The following is a 26055-nucleotide window of genomic DNA, read 5'->3' on the forward strand; positions in this document are numbered from 1 at the left end:
AAATGGTCATTATTAGCCTTATATGGCTAATCTCCTGACGCTATAGACTTGGCACAAAGTGAATATTCGGATTAAAAATTCTGGCCAAAGTCGGTCGCACCTTGCAAAGGTGACGATATACGGCAAGAAGGCGCAAAAATAACCCGTACAGTAGGTTTTTAAGGTCGTCCTTGATAGAATAACGTCTTTATCCCGTTATTGACCCTTCGCCATGAATATCGAACAAGCACGTTTCAATATGATCGAACAGCAAATCCGTCCCTGGAATGTGCTGGAGCTGGACATTCTCGACCTGTTGACGGTCGTGCGGCGCGAAGAATTCGTACAAGCGGCATATAAAAGCCTGGCTTTCAGCGATACTGAAATTCCTTTGCCGGGCGATAGCGGGGAATGCATGCTGTCACCGAAGGTCGAAGCGCGCCTGCTTCAGGAAGCTGCCGTCAAAAAACACGAGAGCGTTTTGGAAATCGGTACTGGATCAGGCTACATGGCGGCATTGCTGGCCCATAAAGCACGCCATGTTGTCACTGTAGAAATAGATGCGGAGCTGAAAGCTTTCGCCGAAAAGAATTTGAGTGCCTATGGCGTGCGTAACGTCGAGGTAGTAGAAGGGAACGGTGCGCAGGGATGGCTCGAAGGCAAAGAGACAACTTACGACGTCATCGTGATTTCAGGTTCCCTGCCGTCGCTACCGGTCGCTTTTCTTGAGCAACTAAAGGTTGCCGGTCGCATCATCGCGATCATTGGTGAAGCGCCAGTAATGACTGCGGAGGTGATTACCCGTATTTCAGACACCGCTTACGATACCCGCAATTTGTTTGAGACAAATGTTCGGTCTCTACGCGATGCAGCACCGCACTCTCATTTTAAATTCTGATTTTTACAGTGTGATCCTCAGTTAAATTAACTTCAATTAAATTAATTGAGATTTTGATTTCAAACCCTCATTTCAGCTTCTGACTTTCCATCCCGATGTTAAGTTCTGACCCAGCAAACTCACCGACGAGCATACGATGCAACATCTTACCGCCCCTGAATTAGCTGCCTGGATCGCCGATCCGGACCGTCCAACGCCTTTGTTACTAGATGTTCGTGAACCGTGGGAATATGAGACTTGTCATATTGCCGATTCACAATTAATGCCAATGCAAACCATTCCAGCTCGCCTCAATGAACTGGAAGAAGATCAGCAGGTCGTTTGTATTTGCCATCATGGCGCGCGCAGTATGTCCGTAGCGGCATTTTTGGAGCGCAATCACTTCACCAATGTCATTAACCTAACGGGCGGGATGCATGCATGGGCGCAACAGGTCGACAGCACTATGCCGGTCTATTGAAAGCGCGCAATCTTTTTGCATCAGCGGCCCCGCTTGCCTCAGGCGCATTCCGGCTACCGAAATCGAAAGCAAAGTTGATGCGTCAGCGCCATGGCAATTTGCTAGGCGGACTGATGCTAGTGGTCGGCGCTTTATCGTCTTTTAATTCACAGGCACTTGATCTGGTGCAAACCTATCATCAAGCGCTTGCTAATGATACAATTTATACAAGTGCCCGTTATGCATTAACGGCTGGCCGGGAAACCAGTGTTCAGGGTCGTGCAGGTCTGTTGCCGCAAATTGGACTAAGTGGGGCTTACAATCGATCAGGGGATAACTGGAATAAGAGCACCAACGAATATGCTCTGCAATTAATTCAGCCGCTTTATCGTCCTGCGAATTGGGAGCAATATGAACAAGCAAAACTCTCCGTTGCTGGCAGCGAAGTTACATTTTTTCAGGCCGAGCAAGATTTGATATTGCGCGTCGGACAAGCTTACTTTGATGTATTGGCAGCGCAAGACGTGCTGACCTTTCTAAAAGCGCAAGAAAGCGCCATCGCAGAGCAATTAGCCTCCGCTAAACGCAATTTTGAAATTGGCAGCGCGACTATTACCGATACCAACGAAGCGCAAGCCAGCTTTGATCTGGTACTAGCACAAGAAATCGCGGCAAATAACAATCTGGAAGTTGCACGCAGCACGTTACAACAAATCAGCGGTCAAGCACCCGCGCCGCTGGCGACATTGCGTCCTAGCGTCAAGCTCAGTGCCCCGGAACCTGCGCAAATTACGCCTTGGGTTGGCATTGCAGAACAACAAAATTACAGCGTTTTGGGCCAGCAAATTTCGCTTGAAGCGGCAAAACGCCAAATCAAGTTAAAGCGCGCCGGACATTTACCTACTGTTGATCTGGTCGCAAGCCGTAATTTCTCTAATATTAATGGCAACAATAACCAATTTTCGAATGGTTCAGGCACATCTAATGCGATAGGCGTGCAATGGACGATTCCGCTGTACTCAGGCGGATCGGTTAACAGCGAAGTAAAACAGGCAGTCGCACTGGAAGACAAAGCACGATCCGATCTTGAGTATGCCCGCAGGACGGCAGCGTTGAACGCGCGCCAGGCCTATTTAGGAGTAAGTAACGGATTGGCGCAGATAAAAGCATTGGAAGCGGCAGAAATTTCCAGCCAGTCCTCGCTGGACTCGAATAAGCTAGGCTATCAGGTCGGGGTACGTATCAATATTGACGTATTGAATGCGGAGCAACAGTTGTTTTCCACCCGCCGTGATTTGGCTAAGGTACGTTACGATACGTTGATGAATGGCCTAAAACTGAAAGCTGCAACCGGCGCTCTGAAAGAAAACGACCTGGTACAGGTTAATACATTGTTGGTCCCCGTTTATTATTAGACTTAGCAGTTGGGCCTTATAAACGCGTCACGAAGCTGATCGCAGTACCAGTCGCAGAAAGATCACTGACATTCAGCAGTGCATCATTTCATTGGCGCTCGCAGCTTTAAATATCCAGAAATATAGGTCACTGCTGTCGCAGATAAGCGTTGCTAACCTTTTCGACCTTCATGCCAACTTTATCTGATTCAGAACTCCACGATTAATCTAGAGTAATGAATTATTTACATCATGAAGCGACTTTGATTGAAGCAAATCCTCGGATCTGCTTCAGATCAAATTTTTTCCAAAGTGGGTGCAGTTTTTAAGGCGTGGATACAAAGATCAACAATGTTGACTGCTTGCTCACCCAAATCAAAGCTATCTGGGCTGAACAACCAATTATCCAGTACGCCTGACAACAGCGCCTGCACCGTAATCGCGGCCAAGGTTGTATCAAGATTGCGCGGCAATTGCCCTTTTGCCACTGCAAATCGCAAAATACGTTGAATATTGATGCGCCCCTCCAGAAAGCATTCTTGCTGGCGCATATAGATAGGATCCATTGGATCGACAAATTCGCACTTATGCAAAATCGTGGCAAAAATCTTACGCGTCTGTACGTTGTTGACACCCTCGCCCAATGCAAATAAGCACCAGCTTCGGAATTGTCCGAGTGGGTCAATTGAACTCTCTTCAGCACTGTTACGAATCAGCGCTTCCATCGGCAGATGGACGCGCTCACACATCGTATTGAATAAATCACTTTTATTGGTGAAGTGCCAATAAATTGCACCACGAGAAACACCGGCGGCATTGGCTACGTCGGCAAGGGAAGTATGCGCTACACCTTGCGCATAAAATACGTCTACCGCTGCATCCAAAATGCGTGAGCGCGTTTCCAGCGCTTCTTCTTTTGTACATCTTGCCATTTTTATTTATCTCCGAACCGATGTAGTGTGCAGGTGCAACATTTTTGCCACGAAAAACACATACATTCATGAATGTATGTATAATAGCACATCCGCGGCGTCTTGCCGACTAACTTGAAGCGTCAGGACCATATAGTAGCCCGGCGCTTTACATTCCGTATTTTGGTCAACGTCAACTCCGCACCACCCTCAGCATGACCGGTACTTATTTAACGTACTTTTGCCGTACTTATTCACGATACTTATTCACTTTTTGTGCGAGAAATTTTATGAATTCAGTCAACTCACTATATCGTTTTACGCGGATAGCGTTAGCCATAGCAGTATTGTCAGCGGTTGCCGCTTGCGGTAAGAAACCAGATGCGCCAGGCGCACCGCCGCCTGCGGAAGTATCGATTATTAGTATCGCGCCTGAACGCCTCGCGCTGTCCTCAGAGTTGCCAGGCCGCCTGGAAGCGACCCGCATTGCAGAAGTGCGTGCGCGCGCCGCCGGCATTATTCTCAAGCGTAACTTTGTCGAAGGAAGCGACGTGAAAGCCGGTCAAATTTTGTTCCGCATTGACCCTGCGCAGTTACAGGCAACCTTTGAGAGCACGCAAGCAGCATTGGCAAAAGCAGACGCCAATCTGACTCAGGCAACCCTCAAAGCGCAACGTTATAAACCGTTGGTAGAAGCCAATGCGGTGAGCAAGCAAGATTATGACGACGCGGTAGCGTTACAAAAACAAGCCGCGGCTGATGTTGCTTCTGCCAAGGCCGCACGCCAGACTGCTAGCCTCAACCTTGGTTATGCCACGGTCAATTCGCCGATTTCCGGCCGTATCGGTCGCGCGCTGGTAACCGAAGGGGCGTTGGTTGGGCAAGGCGAAGTTACCCAGTTGGCAACCGTACAGCAGATCGACCCTATTTACGTCAATTTGACGCAATCCAGCACTGACATATTGAAACTGCAGCAAGCGTTGAAAAACGGTCAATTGCAAAGCGTCGGCAAAGGACAGGCGAAAGTCACACTGGTCACGGAAGACGGTAGCACTTACCCACAAAGCGGCAAATTACTATTTTCGGATCTGACGGTTGACCCGACTACCGGCTCGGTCAGCATCCGTGCTGAATTCCCTAATCCTGACCATAGTTTGTTGCCCGGCATGTACGTACGCGCCAAACTGGAACAAGCCGTCAACGATCAGGCGATCACAGTACCGCAACAAGCGGTCACACGGGATATGACAGGCGCGACAGTCTTTGTCGTAGATGCTGACAACAAGGTGGTTGCGCGAACTATCAAAGCAGACAATGCCCAAGGTGATAAATGGGTCGTCACGGAAGGCCTGAAGACCGGCGACAGAGTCATCGTGGAAGGTTTGCAAAAAATCAAACCGGGTGTCGTCGTTAAGCCAGTCCCATGGAAAAATCCAGCAGTCGCAGACACCGCTACAACAACGACCATGCCAACACCAGCGGCCGCACCGGCAGCGGCAGCAAGCGCAGCCGCCGCCTCGGCAACCTCTACCGCTAAATAAGGAGCACCCAGATGGGAAAGTTTTTCATTGATCGCCCGGTTTTTGCTTGGGTGCTCGCTATTTTCATCCTGCTCGGGGGTGCTTTAGCCATTACGCAATTACCCGTTGCACAATATCCGTCCATCGCGCCGCCTACGATCGTCATCAGCGCCAACTATCCAGGTGCGACAGCACAAACTCTGGATGATAGTGTGACTAGTCTGATTGAACAGGAAATGAACGGTGCGGACGGTTTGCAATACATTGAATCACAAAGCCAGGCAAACGGCGCCGTGCAAATCACGGTGACATTTTCGCCTGATACCAATGCCGATCTGGCAGCGGTAGACGTTCAAAACCGCTTGAAACGGGTCGAAGCCCGACTGCCAGCAGCAGTTACCCAACAGGGTGTACAGGTCACAAAGTCGCGTAGTAACTTCTTGATGTTCATCGGCTTATCTTCTACCGATGGCAAACTTGATCCAGTCGCGCTGGGCGACTATTTGTCGCGCAATGTGCTCAATGAAATCAAACGCGTTCCTGGCGTTGGTCAAGCGCAGTTATTTGGTACAGAACGCGCGATGCGTATCTGGATTGATCCTGCTAAATTGGTCGGTCTGAATCTTACACCGGGTGATGTTACCAGTGCCATTCAGGCGCAAAATGCCTTGGTCGCTGGCGGTACTATCGGTGATTTGCCAAGTCCGGGCACGCAGCAAATCTCTGCCACTGTCGTTGTTACCGGTCAACTGAATACAGTTGAGCAATTCGGCAATATTCAACTACGCGCTAACAAAGACGGCTCAATCGTCCGTCTGCGTGACGTCGCGCGTATTGAAATCGGCGGCCAATCGTATGCCACCTCGGGTCGTCTGGATGGTAAGCCAACGTCATTCGTCGGTGTTCAGTTGTCCCCAACGGCAAACGCGTTAGGCACCGCTAAAGCAGTGCATGCCAAAATGGAAGAGTTGTCTAAATACTTCCCGGCTGGCGTCAAATATACCGTTCCATACGACACCTCAACTTTCGTCAAAATATCGATCGAAGAAGTGGTCAAAACACTGATTGAAGCGATCATCCTGGTGTTCCTGGTGATGTATCTGTTCTTGCAGAATATTCGCTACACATTGATTCCGACCATTGTGGTGCCGGTGGCGTTGATGGGTACTTTTGCTACGCTGCTATTGTTCGGCTTCTCGATCAACGTACTGACCATGTTCGGTATGGTGCTGGCAATCGGTATTTTGGTCGATGATGCAATTGTGGTGGTCGAAAACGTTGAGCGCATCATGAGCGAAGAAGGTTTGTCGCCGCGTGACGCAACACGTAAGGCAATGGGACAAATTACCGGTGCGTTGATCGGTATCACGCTCGTGTTGATCGCAGTATTCATCCCGATGGCTTTCTTCAGCGGCGCGGTTGGTGCGATTTATCGCCAATTCTCGTTGTCGATGGTCGCGTCGATGTTCTTCTCTGTATTGATGGCATTTACGCTGACACCAGCATTGTGCGCCACGATCCTGAAGCCAGTGGAAGCGGGACATCATCACGAGAAAAAAGGCTTCTTCGGTTGGTTCAATCGTCGCTTTAACGCCACCACTACCAGCTATCAAGGAATTATCGCAAAGATGCTCACCAAAACCGGCCGTTACATGCTGGTCTATGGTGCGATCGTCGTCTGCGTTGGCTTACTTTATGCGCGTTTGCCAGCGTCATTTCTGCCAAGTGAAGATCAGGGTTATATCGTCACCAACGTGCAATTGCCCGCTGGTGCAAGCCAGAATCGTACTTTGGAGGTGATCAAGACAATCGAAGCGTATTACGCCAAGTTACCTGCCGTTGCGCACGTGGTTGCGATTACCGGCTTCAGCTTCTCTGGTAATGGGCAAAATGCTGGCCTGGTTTTCGTTCCGCTAAAAGACTGGAGTCAGCGTGGCCCGAGTGAATCCGCCGATGCGATAGCTGGCGCAGCATTTGGTGCTTTTTCTAAAATCAAAGATGCAATTATCTTTCCATTGAATCCACCACCGATCCCGGAATTGGGTAACGCAACGGGCTTCACTTTCCGCTTACAAGACCGCGCTGGTTTAGGGCACGCCGCGTTGATCGCGGCCCGTAATCAATTGCTGGGTATGGCTGGGAAAAGTAAAATTCTGGCTGGTATTCGCCCTGAAGGTTTGGAAGATGCGCCACAGTTACAACTTGATATTGACCGCGACAAAGCGAATGCGCTGGGCGTGACATTCGATGCCATTAACAGCACGCTATCGGTGGCGCTAGGTTCGGCCTACGTGAACGACTTCCCAAATCAGGGACGCCAACAACGTGTGATCGTACAAGCTGATGCACCGCAACGTCTGCACCCCGAAGATCTGGCTAAACTGTACGTCAAAAATACAACTGGATCGATGGTGCCAATGTCAGCCTTTACCACCTCGCATTGGATCAGTGGACCGGTGCAACTGACGCGCTATAACGGCTATCCTGCAATGAAAATTTCGGGCGGCGCTTCACCAGGCCATAGTACTGGTGAAGCAATGGACGAAATGGAAGCGCTGACTGCCAAATTGCCTCCGGGCTTTGGCTTTGAGTGGACCGGGCAATCGTTGGAAGAAAAAACCTCCGGATCACAAGCGCCGATGCTGTATCTGTTGTCCCTGATTGCGGTATTCCTGGTATTGGCTGCGTTGTACGAAAGCACGTCTATTCCATTCGCCGTGATGTTAGTGGTGCCGTTGGGTATTTTGGGCGCATTGCTGGGTGTGACGTTGCGCGGCATGCCGAACGATGTGTACTTTAAAGTCGGGATGATTACCGTCATCGGTTTGTCTGCGAAAAATGCGATTCTGATTATTGAGTTTGCAAAAGACTTGCAGGCACAAGGCAAGGGATTGATCGAAGCAACACTCGAAGCAGTACATTTGCGGTTCCGACCGATTTTGATGACATCCCTGGCGTTTATCCTCGGTGTATTGCCGTTAGCCATCAAGACCGGCGCGGGTTCAGGCAGTCAGCGTGCGATTGGTACCGGCGTGATGGGCGGGATGATTACGGCGACCGTTTTGGCGGTATTCCTGGTGCCAGTCTTCTTCGTTGTGGTCCGTAAATTCTTCAAGGGCAGCGAGCGTCAGAACAAAATGTATGCGGCCAACAAAAAAATTGATGTGGAGGACCAGCATGTTTAATTCTTTACCAAAACACCTGACCAGCGTTCTGCTGCTGGCAGGCGTGCTATCGGGTTGCAGCATGGCCCCAACTTACGAGCGACCAACAGCGCCGGTGGCGGGGACTTTCCCTGCCGAGGAGTTTGCAACAACGCAATCAAACGCTGATGCGGTTGCACTGGGCTGGCGTCAGTTCTTCCCCGACCAGCGCCTTCAAACGCTGATTGCGGCAGCACTCGTCAACAACCGTGATTTGCGAACGGCAGCGCTGAATATCGAAGCGGCAAGTGCGCAGTACAACATTACCGCTGCTGATGCATTGCCAAATTTTGAGGGCAATCTCAGCAAGACCCGCAGTCGCTCTGCCGCTAATCAATTGCTTCCCGGTCAAGCGCCGGTCGGCAATGCTTATTCAGTCGGATTAAATATGACTGCGTTTGAGCTGGATTTTTTTGGGCGTGTACGTAGCCTGAAAGATGCGGCACTGGCAAGTTATCTATCTACTGAAGAAGCGCGCCGATCAGTACAAATTACCCTCGTTGCGCAAGTCGCTCAAGCGTATCTGGCGGAACGGTCCTATGCGGAACAGCAAGAACTGGCGCAACAAACGTTGAACAGCCGATTGCAGGACTATAAGCTAGCAAAAATGCGATTTGAAGTAGGCGCATCATCAGCACTCGACTTACGCGTATCCGAAACACTAGTGCAGTCTGCTCGTGTTTCATTTGCCACATTGGCCCGTCAACGCGGTCAGGCAACCAACGCGCTGACATTATTGGTAGGCAAACCAATGACTGATCTTCCAGCGCCACAAACGCTGGAGTCTCAGCAAATCGTGACGGATATTCCTGCCGGTTTGCCGTCCGACTTACTGATCCGGCGTCCTGATATTCGCTCTGCCGAACAACAACTGCGTGCTGCCAACGCAAACATCGGCGCTGCCCGCGCTGCGTTCTTCCCACAAATATCTCTGACTGCTGGGATCGGTAATGCCAGTTCGTCACTCGGTAGTCTGTTTGAAGCGGGTAGTCGTACCTGGTCATTTATCCCGCAACTGACGCTGCCGATTTTTGAGGGCGGACGTAATCGCGCTAATCTGACGTTGTCGGAAGTACGTAAAAACATTGCCGTCGCCAACTACGAAAAAACCATCCAGACCGCGTTCAGTGAAGTCGCTGATGCCTTGGTTGCACGTGGTGCACTTGATGAGCAATTGGATGCACAACAAGCCTTTTTAGTCGCGCAGCAAGAGCGCGTTAAATTGACCGACCTGCGCTTTAAGAACGGCATTGCCAGCTCTAATGAAATGTTGGACGCAGACCGCGATCTGTTTTCTGCTCAGCAAGCATTGATCCAGACGCGTCAATTGCGCTTGAACAACGCGATTGACTTGTATCGATCATTGGGTGGCGGCTTGAACGAAACGACACAAGCGCCCATAGCGGTGGTCACGTCGAAGCAGACAGTAAAATAAAATCGTAAAGATATACATCTGTAAAGGGAAGAAATTCACTTAGAACAAAGCCCGCAACGGATTAATCCTTGCGGGCTTTTTTAATGACTCTATGGAATATCACTCGCGATAGATGACATCAATAGCGTAACCTGTACCACACGATACCGATCCATTCATGCAACGCATAATAACTGCGGCGAAGCCCTTCTCCGGTCGGCATAAAATCCAACAATGACTGTTGGCTACGACTAAAAAATACCGTCGGCGCAGGTATTCCGTCCAAACCACTTTGCTTGAAAAGCATCCGCGCACGTGGCATATGAATCGCATCCGTCACTAACAAAATATGCTTCACTTTGTCCCGAGAGAGAATTGCGTAGGACAGAGAAGCATTTTGCGCCGTGTTATCGGAAGCGTCCTCGATCCATTTCACTGGCGTACCAAAATCCTGCTCCAGAGAGCGCGCCATCACCGCCGCCTCCGACTCTCCACCACCTTCTGGTTGTCCGCCAGTAACTAATATTGGCAAGCCAGTTTCTCGATGCAGTTTGGCCGCATAGCGCAGTCGGGCTAACGTCACGTAACTGGGACTATCAACATCGCCATATTCCGGAGAATTGGCTAACCGACCGCCACCAAGAACGACGATAGCTTGCGCGTCCCCGATTGATTTCATATTGAGAACAGGCGCCTGATTTTCTAACGGCGCGACAAACAATAAAGAACCTGCTTTAGTGCTGATCACTAGCATAATAATCAGTGCACCAACACTGAGCGATAACCCGCAACGAGAGTAGCGGCGACGTAAAGCCAAGCCCAGAAAACAGACCAACATCAAACTCGTAGGTGGAAGCAAAAATGTACTGACAAGATTATTGATAATAAGAGCAATGTGCATTTTGTATTCTTCAATTCGCTCGAGATAGTTATGGCTTGCATGGATGCGCAAATGTGCGAGTTTGCGGGAAAGTCATTCGTGACTATTTCCCGAATCTGGCGAAAGCCGACTAGTGCAGATTCTATCTATTGTAGCGACGACAGTAACAAAGCCAACAGCGCCAAAGTCCTGGCCGTCGCGCCACGATGCAGTCGCGCGAACTCGCTGGCGTGCCGCCCCATCGTCTCACGCTCTTGATCAGCGAGCAATAATCGACTCGCTACATCGAGCATGTCGCCCGCATCCGTTACCCGCACAGTCGCACCGGCAGCGATCGCTTGCTCCGTCACTGCGGCAAAATTAAAAGTATGAGGACCAATCAGGACGGGCCTACCAACCGCACATGCTTCGATCAAATTTTGTCCGCCTAACGGCATCAGACTTCCACCAATAAATGCGATATCCGAGGCGCCATAATATGCAAACATTTCCCCCATCGAGTCGCCGAGCAGCACCTTGATTTCCGGCTTAAGTTGGTCGTTTCCCAAGGCTGATCGTCTTGCCATTAGTAATTTATTCGCCGTGATCAAATTGGCAACCTCATCGAATCGCTGTGGATGACGTGGAACGATGATCAGCAACAGGTTTTCGATCGAAAGCGCCCTCTCCGCTTTGCACAACTCCGCAAGGATGAGTGCTTCCTCGCCCTCCCGCGTGCTAGCGCACAACAGCACTGGGCGTAACCCTATTTGATGACGCAGAGCAATACCGATGCGTACTAAATCCTCTGACGGTTCGACATCAAATTTAAGATTACCGGTAATCGTCACGCTGCTGGCACCGAGTTGCTGCAACCGCTGCGCATCTTCTTTCGTTTGCGCACCAACGCAAGAAATTCCATGCGCGGCTTCAGTCATCAGCGTCTCAAATTTTTTCCCGCGTCGCAATGACCGCTCCGATAACCGCGCATTGACCAACGCTACCGGAACATTATAACGGGCGCATTGTGCAATCATGTTCGGCCAGACTTCGGTTTCCATCAGGACGCACAAGCGCGGCGAAAAATGACGTAAAAATCGACCCACCATCCAACCCGTGTCATAAGGCAGAAAACTTTGTACTACACGCGCTGAGGTACCAAACAGCGCCTGTCCGGTTGCACGACCGGTCGCGGTCATGTGCGTCAACAAGATCGTGTGTTGCGGGTAATCGGCGAGTAGCATATTCACCAGTGGTTCAGCCGCCCGTGTTTCTCCGACGGATACCGCATGCACCCATATATAGGAGGGCGTCGGGTATACAGCACCATTATTTAGCTTCGGATAAAATCCCAGGCGTTCCGGAATATACTGCCGATATCCCGGCTCCTTGCGACCACGCCACCAAAGGCGACACAGCGCCAGCGGAATGATTAGCCACCACACAAAGGAATAAAGCAGGCGATACCAACGCGCCCGCATCAAATCAGACTGTGGCCGGTTAGCCGCGTCAAAATAGCTAATGGACTAGCGTTGGAATCATATTGATTTGCTGCGGGCAAGTGCAAGGTCTGCTCCATCATATATTGCCCAGACATCACCGCATGCGGCGTCTGATCAGAAAAACACACCCACACCGAACTGGCTGCAAAAGGCATCGTCACTTGCGGTCCACTGCGCTGATATTCCATATCCGACTTCATGCTGTCATGCAATTGCAGCATCAGATGATCATATTCACTGCGCAGAGATTTGGTCACATGGGCCGCTTTAAGCACACGCGCTTGCCAGCGAGAATAAGCCTTCACCTGCGGTAAAAATCGTTTTGCGACATCCTCAAACGGCTCGCCCACACGCCATACGCGTGGTACTCCGTCAGGATTCAGATTGGCAAATACACGCAAAATACGTTCGCCATAATTAGGGCGGGAAGGAAACGCATCAACATGCATCCGCTTGTCATCGGCACGCCACGACTGCGCACGTGTCTCGACTTGCATCGGTCGATAACTGGTCGGCGCCAACCGCACAATATCGCTATACGCTGGTAACAAAGAATCAATTAATTGCCGCGCCTGAATACGAAAACGTCCCACCATCGCAGCCATTGCTGCCTGATCAGCGGCATCCCCAAGAACGCCTTTGATAACACCATCAGCATTGAGACTGATATTGCGGCTTTTAGGATCAAGGATAGTTGGCGACAAAAATCGCCGTTCATCCTGCATCAAATCGAACGCAAGCCGAGGAAAATACAATACTTTCCCCGCTTCAAGTGCCGCGATCCAAGCGTTGTTGGGGGTGGCGACGTGCCAGTCTGCGCAGTCGATTTCGAGAATTTGTTGTTCCATCGCCGTATTATGCCGTGTTGTGTTAGCTGGGTGAACTAAGATTGCCGGCATTCGGCAGGTTTATTAAAGAGTCGTGGAAACTAAAGGGACTTTTTTAACCAACTAATTTTTTAATCGACAAACTTATAGTTGCATTTTTTATAACATACTTAAGCCAAAGCGTATCAGTAATTTTTGTGTTCCCTCATAATAACCAGGAAAAATAAAAATGGTCTGGTCTGGTCTGGTCTGGTCTGGCACTACAGTACTTAAAATTGCGATCTAAATGTCTTTTAATACATTCGGGAAAATGGGTATACTTGGAGCGGCTAACACACTCCAGGAATTGATGGGTTAAATCAAATAACTATTTTAAAATCTCAAAATCTATCTTTCGCCTTAATCAGATTTCTTTCAGGCACCTAAACATTTTTCGAATTTGAAATTATCTTGGAATTCTAAAAATTAAGCTAATTTTAATGGTAACTAGTCCAGAGGCATGGATGAACTAAATTAGTTCGGTTTTAAAAGATTAATTTCAACAACATTAAATACCGAATACCTATGAATGTAAACCCATAATGATTGAATTTTCGAGCGAAGCCAGCAGAAATTTTTACAGACTTAAAATCGGTACCGCATTCCTTATTCTCACTTTCGCTTTAAGTTTTTTCATCTGGTTTTTTCCATTAAGTGAGCCGAAGCTAACTATCAACGTCTGGTCCGATACTGATGGAATATCCCAGCTATTTCTTAACAGTGGGAAGGGATATAGCGATGCAAACTCTATTTTAAAATCAGTGGTTCATGGTGACAATAAGCTAAGTTACCCCTTAACATCGTCATTTTCCCCAGTCCGATGGGATCCTTTTATGCAAAATGATAAGAGCGCCACGCTAATAGTTTATGACTCTTACGTAGATATTTTAGGTATCGAAATTTTCTCCACTCGAAATCATATTCAAGCGGCGAATCAAGTTGAGGTAATACGTAATTTAATTGATAATACTTTTATTCGCTTACAGAAAAATGCGAATGATCCGCAACTTAATGTTGTATTAGACACTTACGCAATTGATAAATTTCGCATAATTTTAAGTATATCTTTAGGATTTCTCATATCTTTAACATTAGGAATGATATTATATTTTAAAAAATACTTAATAAAATTGGCAACAATAATCGAAATTAAATCACTCTTTATAGTCGAACATATAAAGATAAAAAAATTCACCCTTAGTGAACTAGCAATTCTTCTATCTATCGGCGCTGTTTCTAATATTTATTTTTTGGCCAATTTTTCCTTTTCTATCGACGATGAAAATGGCGCTTTACGCGGCGGAAATTCTATTATTTGGATTGCCCAGGGTAGATGGACTGCTTTTTTAATTGAAAAATTCCTTTTTCCTCAGTCTGCTATCCCGTATGCGCCGTACATTGCATTAATAGTCTGCCTAGCTATTTCTTATGCTTTAATTGTTAGAGCACATAACTACCCAGTCAACTGGAAAACGTATGGAACTTATGCCATATTTTGTACTTTCCCGACATGGTGGCTTATTTCTGAATTTTACGCTAACGTTCCTGCCGCAAGTATTGGGGTTCTTTTGGTTAGCATAAGTGCGTACCTTAGTTACCTCAACAGCAAAGCAGATCAACTCGAGAGTACGTCAACCGCAAGCATAAATATATTCATAATCGCTACCTTAGCGAGCGCCATAGGCGCCTATCAATCTCTGATACTCCTCTATCTCACGATTATTGCAGGTATCGGGCTAATCAAAACATTACGCACGGATGGAAATTCAGACGTACTCAAAAAACAGATATTTAATAAAATTTTTCGTATTTTTTTAATAACCGTTTCTAGCTTACTTCTTTATTTTTTAATAAATTATATAGCTCAAAAATTAAGTAACACTAGTAGTCCCTATATTGATGGTTTCATTAAATTTGACAAGCTAATTCAATCACCGCTTTCAATATTCACGACGGCCTTTCTAGAGTTATGGCAAATATATCGTGGCGCAAGTAGCAGATTTGGTGCAGATATCCCATTGACTTCTATTTTATTAATATTTTCCACACTATTAATTATGTACACCGGCAGACGGAAAATAATATTAACCGTCTTATTATGGTGTTCTGTTTTAACACTGCCTTTTACTCTTCACCTCGTAGCAGGCGGTGATATGCCGCTACGAAGTATGTTCGCATTGCCTTATGTATTTTGGTTAATGGGAATAATATTGATATCAAATACGAGGACGATCATTGTGCTAATGGGTATATTCGTTATCGTATTCTTTCAACTTGAAGTCATTAGCGTTACGTCGCAATACATTGCTTCCGCAAGTATCACCCAAGCGCACGATAGAATGCTGGCGGCTGACATATATAGAAGAATTGGTGAAGCTGGAGCTAATTTTGATCGAAATAAGCCAATAAAAGTCGATGTGTATGGACATAAAAAATTATCTACTGTTTACGCAGCAGCTTGGTCATCAGCAATCCAAGGCTCCTTCTTCGATTGGGATCAAGGCAACTTGTTTCGTATGATTAATTATATGAAAGTTATGGGTTATGAAAATATTTTTATGATTGACGATCAAGAGCGTCAACAACTAACCCCGTATTTTAATTTTATGCCTTCTTGGCCAGCTTTGGGTTCAGTAAAGAAGGTGGGGGACCGTTATCTTATTAAACTCAGCCAGGATCCGGACCCTTTTCACGCCCAATTCATTCCCACACATTAGTGTGGGACGCCCCATTTTCGAGGAATCTATGAACAAAACCAAACCAATACTACTTTTTTCGGCAGACAAAGCGAATAGGGGACTCGATTTTGTTACGCCCATTAAAAAAGTTCTTGATAGCAATTGGTACGTTCTAGGTGAACAGGTAAAAAAATTTGAAGAAGAATTCGCTAAATATGTTGGAGTCAAGCATTGCATCAGCGTGGCCAACGGTTCCGATGCGTTAGAATTGGCTTTACGTGGACTAGGCGTAGGGTACGGTGACCGGGTGATAACGATAGCTAATGCCGGTTTTTACGGTAGTACAGCAATCCACGCCGTAGGCGCTACGCCAGTATATGCAGAGGTAAACTCCCATTCGCTCACGCTTTGCCCCGAGTCGCTGGCGGCTTCAATTAGCACCAAACCTGCGGCAATAATAGTCACCCACCTTTACGGACAATTGGCGGATATCGAAGAATTGGTGCAAATCGCGCAAATGGCCGGTATTCCAGTGGTCGAAGATTGCGCACAATCACACGGCGCGATTCGCAATGGCAAAAGAGCGGGAAGTTTTGGAGATATTGCTTGCTTCAGTTTTTATCCAACAAAAAATCTGGGCGCTCTTGGGGATGGGGGGGCAATCGTTACTAACAACATCGAATTATCTAATCGTATTCTTCAGCTTCGGCAATATGGATGGTCCCAGAAATATCAAGTTTCGTTGATGGGTGGCCGTAACAGCCGTCTGGACGAAATGCAAGCATCGATCTTACGCATTAAGTTACCTCATTTGGATCGGTGGAATACAGAACGTCGTTCTATTGCAAAGCGTTATAACGATGCCTTTAGCGGCATGGACGTGAAGCTTCCCTGCTCGATCGCCGAAGATTTTGTGGCCCATTTGTATGTGCTCCGGGTTAAAGACCGCATTCGATTCGCCAATGCCTTAAAAGAATTACAGATAAATACGGACATCCATTATCCAATCCCAGACCACCATCAGCCAGCCTATAAACTTTCAGGCCAGCTAAGGCTCCCAATTACCGAGTCGGCATGCGAGACGGTGATTTCATTGCCGTGCTTTCCTGGTCTTTCCGACGAGGAAGTACAACGAGTAATTAAAGCAGTTACCGTCTACTTTTCTAGCGGGATCTGATTATGCTGACACTAGTCATCCCTGTTTATCGAAATGAAGGTTCTATTCCGGACTTGCTTTTAGCAGTTAAAGAATTCAACAAAAAACTGGACAACGACCTTGAGGTTGTATTCGTTGTCGATGGTAGTCCTGACCGCTGTTATGAGCTATTGCGCGATGCACTCCCGCATCAATCTTTCACTTCCCAATTGATTCTTTTGTCCAAAAACTTTGGATCCTTCATGGCAATTCGTACTGGCTTGGAGTTTGGTAAAGGAAATTATTTTGCTGTGATGGCGGCAGATCTTCAAGAGCCCCCAGAATTGGTACTGGAAATAAATCGAATTTTACGTAATCAAGACATGGATGTCGTTGTGGGTGTCCGCGAAGGTCGCCATGACACATTGACAACTCGTATCGCATCACAAATTTTCTGGGGGTTATACCGTCGCTACGTAATTCCTGAAATACCTCCAGGTGGCGTAGACATATTCGGCTGTAATAAAATATTTCGGGATTCCCTCCTTACTCTTGATGAGCGACACAGCTCCCTTATTGCTCAAATTTTTTGGTTGGGGTTTCGCCGTGAGATAGTAACCTATACTAGGCAAGAGCGAAGACATGGAAAGTCGGCGTGGACACTGCGCAAAAAGGTGAACTACCTAATGGATAGTCTTTTCTCGTTCACCGATTTACCTATTCGGTTACTAATTCGTGTAGGTGCCAGCGGTTCAGCACTCGCAGCGTTAATTGGTATTTTCGTGTTGATAGCGAAGTTCCACAAAATGATTAACGTGCCCGGGTATGCAATGACCATGATAACTATTTCGTTTCTCGGATGCCTCAACCTCCTTGGGTTAGGCATCGTTGGATCTTATGCATGGAGAACTTACGAGAATACCAAAAAGCGACCACTAGCTATACCTATGCGAATTAATAGCTTTGGAGAAAAGCATGACTCAGAGTAAGGATTATTTCGTACATAGCCACGCTCTATGTGAATCCGATAACATCGGTAAGGGAACGCGCGTATGGGCTTTCGCTCACGTCCTCCCGCAAGCCAGAATAGGTACCGACTGCAATATTTGCGATAACGTTTTTATAGAAAATGATGTATTTATAGGAGATCGCGTAACTATAAAATGCGGAGTACAAATATGGGACGGCATCACTATCGAAGACGATGTCTTTATTGGACCAAACGTGACCTTCACCAATGATCGCTTTCCACGCAGCAAGGTTTACCCAGAAAACTTTTCACGTACTATCCTTAAAAAAGGCGCATCACTGGGAGCCAATTCGACAATTCTTCCTGGTATAACAATCGGCACAAATACCATGGTCGGGGCGGGTGCTGTGGTAACGCGTTCTGTCCCACCGAATGCGATCGTAGTTGGAAATCCAGCTAAAATTAGTGGTTACGTGGACGCCAAGCCGAGCAATTCGAACCACTCATACCAATCTCGATTAGCGTATCAAAACGTTCTATCAACCTCCGTTGAGGGCGTTACACTACATAGAATGAATGAGGTAGCCGATATTCGGGGCAGTCTTTCGGCAGGAGAGTTTGAGCGTACGATACCCTTCAAGGCTATGCGCTACTTTTTGGTATACGACGTGCCCACTGCTGAAACTCGGGGTGAGCACGCTCACCTTAATTGTCATCAATTCCTTGTCGCAGTTAAGGGCTCTGTTCATGTCGTCGCCGACGACGGAACAAACCGTGAGGAATTTGTATTGAATCACCCTAACGACGGAATTAACCTTCCCCCTATGACTTGGGGAATTCAGTATCGTTATTCAAGTGACGCTGTGTTATTAGTTTTTGCATCACATTACTACGACTCCACAGATTACATTCGGAACTATGACGAATTTATTAATCTTAAAAAAAAGTAAGAAAGTCCTCTCGATATGCGTATTATTTTAAGAAAATGGATGCAGTTTAGCTTCGCCAGATTTCTTGTATCGGGTGGCTTTAATACTGCCCTGACATTTGCCCTGTATCTTTTGCTACTTAACGTTACTTCTTATCGGGTAAGCTACACAATTGCATATTTGTCAGGCATTTTTTTATCTTTTGCACTGAACCGTTTTTTTGTCTTCAATAGTCACCGTGGCGTTCGTTCAGTAGCCCTATTTCCGCTGGTGTACGTTTTTCAATACTTGGCTAGTATGCTAATACTTTGGATTTGGATTGATCAGTTGGGGCTGAGTCGAAAAATTGCTCCGCTTATGGCAATAATTCTTTCTTTGCCAATTACCTATCTGCTTTCAAGACTCATATTTCTAAAAAAGTCTTCATCTTAGATTCATGACCTGAAAATTGTAGGCTCTCGATGCGATTTCAGCAAATACTAAGTAGGCGACGCCGAAAAACTCAAAAGAATGAATGCTGACATAGGTTTGATGCTTAAAGACGATTGCTGAATTTGCAGGAATATGAAATATTTATAGTCACTTCCTTGCAAATTCTGACGAGATTTTTATGAATCCAAACCCTAAAACTCCCCAATCTGCTGAATTATTTGGCTTCCCGTTGATGGAGCATCTGAACCAGTAGCATCCGCTAATCCAGTTGACGGCGCTGATCGACTGGGAGAAGGTTGATCTAGTCGCGTCTGAACCCTTCCAGTCGAAGCGCGGTCGTCCCGCGGTGCGTCCCCGACTCTTCGCCGGTCTGCTGTATTTGCAACATGCTTCCGACTTATTGGTGGTCTGAAATTAGGTGGGGAATCCGTATTGGCAGGCGTTCACTGGCGAGACGTATTTGCAGAAAGAGCCACCGATTGGTCCATCGAGCCTAATACGCTGAAGCGACCGCCTGGGTCAAGCCGGGATGGAAGAACTACTGGAGTAGATCATCTAAGTGGCCAAGCGGAGCTCCATAATCAAAGCCGCCAGCATCAAGGGCGTGATTGTGGATGTAACAGTGATGGCGAAAGACTGTCCACCCCACTGATTCGAATTTACTGGAACGTTCGCGAGAACATCTGGTGAAGGTTGCGCAGAAATGTGGCCTGACGTGGCACCAGAATTACAACCGGGAAGCGCCACGGTTGGCATTACTGGTGGGACGTTATGCCTAGCGCATGAACGGAGTGTTACGACTCTGCGTACACGTGGGTCGGGTATATCGCGACATCGAACGACAGGGCAACCAAGTCCCGGAGCAACCACAGCGCACACTCAAGGCGCTGTTAAATCGCACACAACGCGATACTGTCGCAAAAACCGAAAGACAGACACTAGCTGTATGCATTCATGTACCGAAGGTCGAGTGCATCAGCAGGGGAAAGGCAGAAAGCCGTATGTATTTGGCATCAAAGTATAGATTTTGACAATATACAAAGAAAGACCAATCGTCGGTGCGCCTGCCCGGTAATCCGTATGACAGCCACATCTTGTATGATGTCGACCGTGATTATCGAGGTGTTCAAATTGACGGCGTACAGATTTGGAAATCAGGACAGCGGCGCGGCGTCAGACGCGGGCGTAAGGCAATGATCAAGCGACGTAGTGCCATTGAACCGGCGATTGGCCATATGAAATCGGATGGTAAGCTCGATAGAAAATTGCTCAAAGCGCCGCTGGGTGATGCGATGCATGCGATTCTCTGTGGTGTGGTCCCAACTGGCGGATGACTTTGATAGAGCTAAGGCTTTTTTGCGCCGATATTCTGGTTATGGTATGTAGGATAGTGCGAATAACGGCACTGATTGCGGATACATTTTTAAACATCGAAGTGTTCAGGTCTGACTAAATAGTTGGTAAGGTGGACTTAAAAAGAGTGTTAATTGCGACCTCAACTTGTTGTGCCTTAGGCGGAGTTCTTTCATCCCCCAAATTAACAATATTCTGGGACCAATTACCTTCCGTTTTCCAGCGTGGCGAATCACAGTACAACTCAATAGTCGGACGGTTGAAAGCCGCCGCAACATGCGTTAGTCCGGTGTCGACACCGATCACTAAAGATGCTCGCTGGGCCAGCATGACCGCTTCCATCAACGGTAATTTAGGAAGTACGTAGGCGTTAGGCATTTGTGCGGCCATCTTCTCAGCCGTTTGTTTTTCAGCCTCGCTGCCCCAAGGCAACAATATTGTCATCTTGTATTCTGATAATTTTTTAGCGATGCTTACCCAATTGGCAAACGCCCACTGTTTTTCGGCGCGTGCAGTGCCGTGAAAAAAAACAGCATAAGGAGCACCCGGCAACCACGTTGGCGACTGTTCAAGTGGGATGTCTGGCATCTTCAGATTGAAATCTGCCAGGCCGTCAACGCTATAACCCAACGCTTGGGCTGCAACCTGACGCGCACGCAAAACTGCATGCGTACGCAAATCAACCTTAACACTCATCGTATGAAAAATACGCGATATCGGTTCGTAGCCAGAACCCTCCGTCGCGTTTGCCAATCCAACCCGTTTGCCATTTTCTGCGATACGCGCCATTCGCATAACGATACTTGTTTTCAACAATCCCTGCGTATCAAAAACAACGTCATAAGCATCTTGCTTAAGCAAACGTCTAAAGTCGGACATTTCTCCCCGCGTCGCCACTGTTAGCAGGCTTTTGCGCCAGCGTCGCAACGCAAACGGAATGACTCTACGCACGTCTGGGTTAAGCCGTACCAAACTAGCGTAACCTTCCTCCACGACCCAATCAATATTGGCATCAGGAAAATGGCGTCGGATGTCAGACACCATGGGCATGTTATGCACTACGTCGCCTAGCGAGGAAACACGAACGATGAGGATGTTCAAGCAGATTTCAGTACAAAAAAATGTTAAAAAGGTAATATTGCATCGGGTTTAACTACTAGAATCACCCGCTTAAATTCTGCTTGTATGCGCGCTAGTGCCTCTTCCGATTCGGCCTCAAAACGCATGACTGCCACCGGCGTGGTATTCGATGCCCGCACCAATCCAAAGCCATCCGGATATTCCACGCGTAAGCCATCAATCTTGATAATGTCATCCGCACCGGGAAACTCCGCTTGCTGCTGTAAAGCGGCAATCAGCGTAAAGTTCTCGCCCTCGGCCAAGGTCAATTGTAATTCCGGCGTGCTAGTCGATTGCGGTAGTGCGTTCAGCACCGCTGAAGGATCACTCTCCCGACTCAACAATTCCAGCAAGCGGACACCGGCATACAAGCCGTCGTCAAAACCATACCAACGGTCTTTGAAGAACACATGTCCACTCATCTCACCGCCCAACGGCGCACCGGTCTCGCGCATCTTGGCTTTGACCAGTGAATGGCCGGTTTTCCACATCAGCGGCTTGCCACCGTGCTGCGTAATCCATGGCGCCAGATGGCGCGTGCATTTGACGTCGTACAAAATTTCCTGGCCCGGATGACGGGTCAGGACATCAGCGGCAAACAGCATCAATTGCCGATCCGGATAAATGATTTGACCATCTTTGGTGACGACGCCCAGACGATCGCCATCGCCGTCGAACGCCAGGCCAATTTCTGCGTCAGAGGTTTGCAGCGCCCGAATGACATCCTGTAAATTCTCCGGATGCGCCGGATCGGGATGATGGTTCGGAAATGTTCCGTCAACCTCACAAAACAATTCTTGTACTTCGCAGCCGAGGGCGCGATACAGTTCACCAGCAAACGCACCCGCCACGCCATTGCCGCAATCGACAACGATCTTCATCGGCTTTGCCAACGTCACGTCGCTGAGGATGCGTTCCAGATAGGTGTCCTTGATATCGTGCGTGCTGTAATGCCCCACATTCTGCGTCTGCTCGACCGTGCGGCTAACCGCATCCGTCGCAATCGACTGATACAGTGCCTGAATGGTTTCGCCATAAATCGCCTCGCCCGCCAAAACCATTTTGAAGCCGTTGTAATCGGGAGGATTGTGGCTGCCAGTCACCATGACGCCGGATTGTGTGTCCAGCACATGGGTCGCAAAATACACCATGGGCGTGACGACGACACCGAGATCAATCACGTCGACGCCAACATCCTGTAACCCTGACGCCAGGGCCGCGGTCATTTCGGCGCCAGATAAACGGCCATCACGACCGATCACAACTGTCTTTTGCCCCTTAGCGATGGCCGCTAGGCCAAAAGCCTGACCGATATGACGCGCGATGCCAGCGTCAAGCGTTTTGCCAATAACACCGCGGATGTCGTAGGCTTTGAATATCGAATTTTGGAGTGGGAGCATAGATTTACTACGAAGGAATTAAAGTGAACGATGAGGAACAAACGATCGCAAGGAAGTTATTTCCAAGCTGCTGAAAGTTTTTTGCACTTGTAGTACGACAGCTCTCATCAATCTCCTTAAAAAGACACAACGGATTCTTGTCTATTCACATTTACAGAATAGATTCGCCATCTCAGACAAAGAAACAAAGACGGTAAAACTTTGAGCGTTAGTACTAATGAAGTGAGGTTGTACAAAGAATTAAATACAGCACATCTCAGGTCTTGATATCTGACGCTGGCACGCAGCATAGGCGATAGGACCCACCAGCCAAGCTTACATGTACATCAATCTTTTAATACCGTCTTCTTAAGTTCATCAACTCAATAGGCAACCTATACCACCAGAATTTGGCTATCTGTTATTAACTCAAAAAGCGTGACTCTTAGAAGTACTTACCAATAAGGACTATACGTGCAGCGCATCCAGCGATTTGCCCGATGAAACCCACTCTTGTATCCACTTCGGTTGACGACCACGACCAGTCCATTGCAGGGATGCATCAGAAGGATTGCGGTAACGCACAGCGACTTTATTTTTCGTTGCCGTATTTTTGTTACGGGGCGGGGTACTTAGCAAATCCTTCAAGGAAATACCCGCACTTTGAGCGATTGCTAGAATTTGCTCACGCGCTTTCGTCATTTCTTCGTGCTCACGATCCTTCAAGCTCTGCTTAACCTGCTCTTGCAATACCCGTAACTGGGCAACCGTTAGGCCTGATAAATCCATAATTACTCCGTAATTTGAGGTTCATTGAAAACTGCACATGCGGTTAACTTATATAGTTTCGCAAAAATTCAACCAATCATTATATTGAAAATTACTGCGAATTTACTGATATCGAATGATGTACTATCAACGGATTGTAAAGGCTGAACACCAAAGTCGATTATGCTGAAAATACTAAAAATAATTTAGTAGTTTTCGATGCAAATAGCGAATCATGCAATAAATGTCGTTTTCGCCAATACGATATTCTATAAAAAAACCAAATTATCTATTCATTTCAAAATGTATATACTGGTTTATTAATACAATTTGAAGTCAGGCAGCGCGATCATTAGTTTCATGAATGCGCCAAATGAAATCTGCGATATCACATTGCGGCGTATATTCTGCTACCGTACGCAACAGTATAGTACGCACTTCTTCAAAATTAAACTGATCGCATGCAATATCCAACTTGGCTAATAACTCCTGCAATACGACCCAAGGAATCTCTAGTTCTTGAGCACGCATTATAAGTGGATGCTCGGTTCCCTCGACATTCTCCCCAATCAACAATTCTTCATATAACTTTTCACCGGGACGCAGGCCAACATGATTAATTTCGATAGTGCCGTCCGGCGTAGAGTCAGATAAAACCTCAAGCCCACTCAAATGCACCATGCGTTTAGCCAAATCAACAATCTTTACGGGGTCGCCCATATCCAAAACAAATACATCTCCCCCCTCACCCATTGCGCCAGCTTGTAAAACCAATTGTGCTGCTTCAGGCGTTGTCATGAAATAACGCATAATCTCTGGATGCGTTAATGTAATAGGCCCACCAGCAATAATTTGCTTGCGAAACAGAGGCACTACCGAGCCGGAAGAGCCCAAGACATTGCCAAAACGCACCATGCAAAAACGTGTACGTGACGGTGATTTAGCCTGGAGCCTTGAAAAGGCCTGCAATATTAATTCGGCGAAGCGCTTGGTAGAACCCATAACATTCGTAGGTCGCACCGCCTTGTCAGTAGAAATCAAAACAAACGATTTGACTCCCGCTGCCATCGCCGCCTTAGCCAAACTTAACGTTCCAAAAACATTGTTCCGGATACCCTCTATAGGGTTATGTTCGACCAACGGAACGTGCTTATAAGCGGCAGCATGATAAACCGTTTCAACAGAGAATGTACGCATAATACGCTCGCATTTTTGCGTATCAAGTACCGAACCAAGAAAAGGCAATAACTCCAGCTCAATTCCAAGATTCTGCTTTAGCTCCACCAACTCCTGCTCAATTGAATATAATCCAAACTCAGACATTTCAAGCAAAATCAAATGCGATGGGCGTTGGCGAATAATCTGGCGGCATAGTTCAGAACCAATTGATCCGCCCGCTCCGGTCACCATGACCGATTTATTCACTATACAAGCGGAAATCAGATCAGGGTCAGGATCAACTTGGTCGCGACCAAGCAAATCCTCAATCTCAATTTCGCGAATATCCTGCACGCGTAACTCGCCATTGATTAAACTCTTAATCGGCGGTGCTACTTTAATTTTTACTTTGAGTGGTTCCAGATGATCTAGGATACGCTTTTGCTGCGCCTTGGTCTGTGAAGGAATAGCGACTAATACTTCCTTGATGTCGTAACGCACAATCAGGTCACGCAGTTCACCAGCCGAAAATACCCTAATACCCGCAATAGTGGCGTTATGCAGCTCTTTGTTATCATCAACAAATGCCACTGGCAAATATTCATTACCGGTGCGCAAAGCGATCGCCAATTGCGACCCCCCCTGACCTGCGCCATAAATAGCCACGCGTACCGCCCCACTATTTCCCATGAAACCGCTTAGCTGCAACAAGTAAGCGCGAGCAATAAATCGGCTCGCAGCAAGATATAGAATCGTGCTAATCCAATAAGTGCCGAAAACCGCGCGGGAATACCCCCCTGTTTGCGTAAATGTCGCCAATGCTGCCAGCGTAACCACGGAAAGAGACACTCCGAACACCACAACGTAAACAATCTTGTGATCTATAAACCGAATGACCGCCCGATATAAACCCAATCGGATAAAAACAGGAATAGATATTATTGGCGTTGCGACGAGCAATAATTTATATTGAAGAAGCAAGGGAAGATTGAGATAATCATAACGCAGCCAAATTGCCAGACAGAATGTCAATGGCAGAAAGACAACATCTAATATTACCGCTATAAATTGCTTGTAAATTCGTGACAAATTTAGAAACCAAATCATATAAATAATTCAATCAAAGTATATAACATCAATAATAATCGG

The 26055-nt window shown here is 47.3% G+C and carries 19 protein-coding genes and 1 pseudogene; 12 read left to right on the forward strand and 8 right to left on the reverse strand.

Annotation, left to right across the window (positions count from 1 at the left end):
- Positions 1-211: 211 nt before the first annotated feature.
- The 3 genes from ACXX82_RS07060 (at position 212) to ACXX82_RS07070 (ending at position 2731) form a co-directional block, all read left to right on the forward strand.
- The gene (locus tag ACXX82_RS07060; RefSeq protein WP_458562671.1) at positions 212-877 is read left to right on the forward strand and encodes a protein-L-isoaspartate O-methyltransferase family protein; all 666 of its coding nucleotides are present in this window, start codon (positions 212-214) and stop codon (positions 875-877) included.
- 136 nt (positions 878-1013) lie between these two features.
- Entirely contained in the window at positions 1014-1337 is a 324-nt protein-coding gene (locus tag ACXX82_RS07065) for a rhodanese-like domain-containing protein (protein WP_322233110.1), read from the forward strand.
- A 113-nt stretch (positions 1338-1450) separates the two neighbouring features.
- Positions 1451-2731, forward strand: a complete 1281-nt coding sequence (locus tag ACXX82_RS07070; RefSeq protein WP_458563966.1) for a TolC family outer membrane protein — start codon at positions 1451-1453, stop codon at positions 2729-2731.
- 275 nt (positions 2732-3006) lie between these two features.
- Here the strand turns inward: ACXX82_RS07070 and ACXX82_RS07075 are convergent, their stop codons facing one another.
- On the reverse strand, positions 3007-3642 hold the full coding sequence (locus ACXX82_RS07075) for a TetR family transcriptional regulator (protein WP_322233112.1): 636 nt from the start codon (positions 3640-3642) through the stop codon (positions 3007-3009).
- Positions 3643-3911: 269 nt separating this feature from the next.
- Here ACXX82_RS07075 and ACXX82_RS07080 point away from each other — a divergent pair, with 269 nt between their 5' ends.
- The 3 genes from ACXX82_RS07080 to ACXX82_RS07090 are packed head-to-tail and all read left to right on the forward strand — an operon-like array spanning position 3912 to position 9779.
- Entirely contained in the window at positions 3912-5162 is a 1251-nt protein-coding gene (locus ACXX82_RS07080; protein WP_323506891.1) for an efflux RND transporter periplasmic adaptor subunit, read from the forward strand.
- 11 nt (positions 5163-5173) lie between these two features.
- The gene (locus ACXX82_RS07085; protein WP_458562672.1) at positions 5174-8326 is read left to right on the forward strand and encodes an efflux RND transporter permease subunit; all 3153 of its coding nucleotides are present in this window, start codon (positions 5174-5176) and stop codon (positions 8324-8326) included.
- Entirely contained in the window at positions 8319-9779 is a 1461-nt protein-coding gene (locus ACXX82_RS07090) for an efflux transporter outer membrane subunit (protein ID WP_322233118.1), read from the forward strand. Before ACXX82_RS07085 ends, ACXX82_RS07090 begins: the two co-directional genes overlap by 8 nt.
- A 118-nt stretch (positions 9780-9897) precedes the next feature.
- Here ACXX82_RS07090 and ACXX82_RS07095 read toward each other — a convergent pair whose 3' ends face one another.
- From ACXX82_RS07095 to kdoO, 3 genes are all read right to left on the reverse strand, one after another.
- A complete protein-coding gene (locus tag ACXX82_RS07095; RefSeq protein WP_458562673.1) occupies positions 9898-10659 on the reverse strand; it encodes a YdcF family protein in 762 nt (253 codons plus the stop codon).
- Positions 10660-10784: 125 nt separating this feature from the next.
- Positions 10785-12098 carry a lipid IV(A) 3-deoxy-D-manno-octulosonic acid transferase gene (waaA, locus tag ACXX82_RS07100; protein ID WP_458562674.1) on the reverse strand — a complete coding sequence of 438 codons (1314 nt, stop codon included), beginning with the start codon at positions 12096-12098 and terminating at the stop codon, positions 10785-10787.
- The gene (gene kdoO, locus ACXX82_RS07105; protein WP_458562675.1) at positions 12098-12967 is read right to left on the reverse strand and encodes a Kdo hydroxylase KdoO; all 870 of its coding nucleotides are present in this window, start codon (positions 12965-12967) and stop codon (positions 12098-12100) included. The genes waaA and kdoO overlap by 1 nt, the downstream gene beginning before the upstream one ends.
- Positions 12968-13818: 851 nt before the next feature.
- Between kdoO and ACXX82_RS07110 the strand changes: the two genes are divergently transcribed.
- The 6 genes and pseudogenes from ACXX82_RS07110 to ACXX82_RS07135 all read left to right on the forward strand — a co-directional run bounded on the left by ACXX82_RS07110 (position 13819) and on the right by ACXX82_RS07135 (position 20582).
- The gene (locus tag ACXX82_RS07110; protein WP_458562676.1) at positions 13819-15702 is read left to right on the forward strand and encodes a glucosyltransferase domain-containing protein; all 1884 of its coding nucleotides are present in this window, start codon (positions 13819-13821) and stop codon (positions 15700-15702) included.
- 28 nt (positions 15703-15730) lie between these two features.
- On the forward strand, positions 15731-16840 hold the full coding sequence (locus ACXX82_RS07115) for a DegT/DnrJ/EryC1/StrS family aminotransferase (protein WP_458562677.1): 1110 nt from the start codon (positions 15731-15733) through the stop codon (positions 16838-16840).
- A gap of 2 nt (positions 16841-16842) precedes the next feature.
- Positions 16843-17787 (forward strand): glycosyltransferase family 2 protein, encoded by a 945-nt coding sequence (locus tag ACXX82_RS07120; RefSeq protein ID WP_458562678.1) that lies wholly within the window; start codon positions 16843-16845, stop codon positions 17785-17787.
- Positions 17774-18718, forward strand: a complete 945-nt coding sequence (locus ACXX82_RS07125; RefSeq protein ID WP_458562679.1) for a WxcM-like domain-containing protein — start codon at positions 17774-17776, stop codon at positions 18716-18718. The genes ACXX82_RS07120 and ACXX82_RS07125 overlap by 14 nt, the downstream gene beginning before the upstream one ends.
- A gap of 15 nt (positions 18719-18733) precedes the next feature.
- The gene (locus tag ACXX82_RS07130) at positions 18734-19129 is read left to right on the forward strand and encodes a GtrA family protein (RefSeq protein ID WP_458562680.1); all 396 of its coding nucleotides are present in this window, start codon (positions 18734-18736) and stop codon (positions 19127-19129) included.
- A gap of 178 nt (positions 19130-19307) precedes the next feature.
- Positions 19308-20582: pseudogene (locus tag ACXX82_RS07135) on the forward strand (IS5 family transposase).
- Here ACXX82_RS07135 and waaC read toward each other — a convergent pair.
- The 4 genes from waaC to ACXX82_RS07155 form a co-directional block, all read right to left on the reverse strand.
- The gene (gene waaC, locus ACXX82_RS07140; RefSeq protein WP_458562681.1) at positions 20579-21583 is read right to left on the reverse strand and encodes a lipopolysaccharide heptosyltransferase I; all 1005 of its coding nucleotides are present in this window, start codon (positions 21581-21583) and stop codon (positions 20579-20581) included. The pseudogene ACXX82_RS07135 and the gene waaC overlap by 4 nt on opposite strands.
- 23 nt (positions 21584-21606) lie before the next feature.
- Positions 21607-23001 carry a phosphomannomutase/phosphoglucomutase gene (locus tag ACXX82_RS07145; RefSeq protein WP_458562682.1) on the reverse strand — a complete coding sequence of 465 codons (1395 nt, stop codon included), beginning with the start codon at positions 22999-23001 and terminating at the stop codon, positions 21607-21609.
- A gap of 447 nt (positions 23002-23448) precedes the next feature.
- On the reverse strand, positions 23449-23769 hold the full coding sequence (locus tag ACXX82_RS07150; protein WP_322233131.1) for an H-NS histone family protein: 321 nt from the start codon (positions 23767-23769) through the stop codon (positions 23449-23451).
- A 315-nt stretch (positions 23770-24084) separates the two neighbouring features.
- The gene (locus tag ACXX82_RS07155; RefSeq protein ID WP_458562683.1) at positions 24085-26013 is read right to left on the reverse strand and encodes a polysaccharide biosynthesis protein; all 1929 of its coding nucleotides are present in this window, start codon (positions 26011-26013) and stop codon (positions 24085-24087) included.
- Between the last annotated feature and the right edge of the window lie 42 nt (positions 26014-26055).

Source organism: Glaciimonas sp. GNP009 (assembly GCF_054343755.1).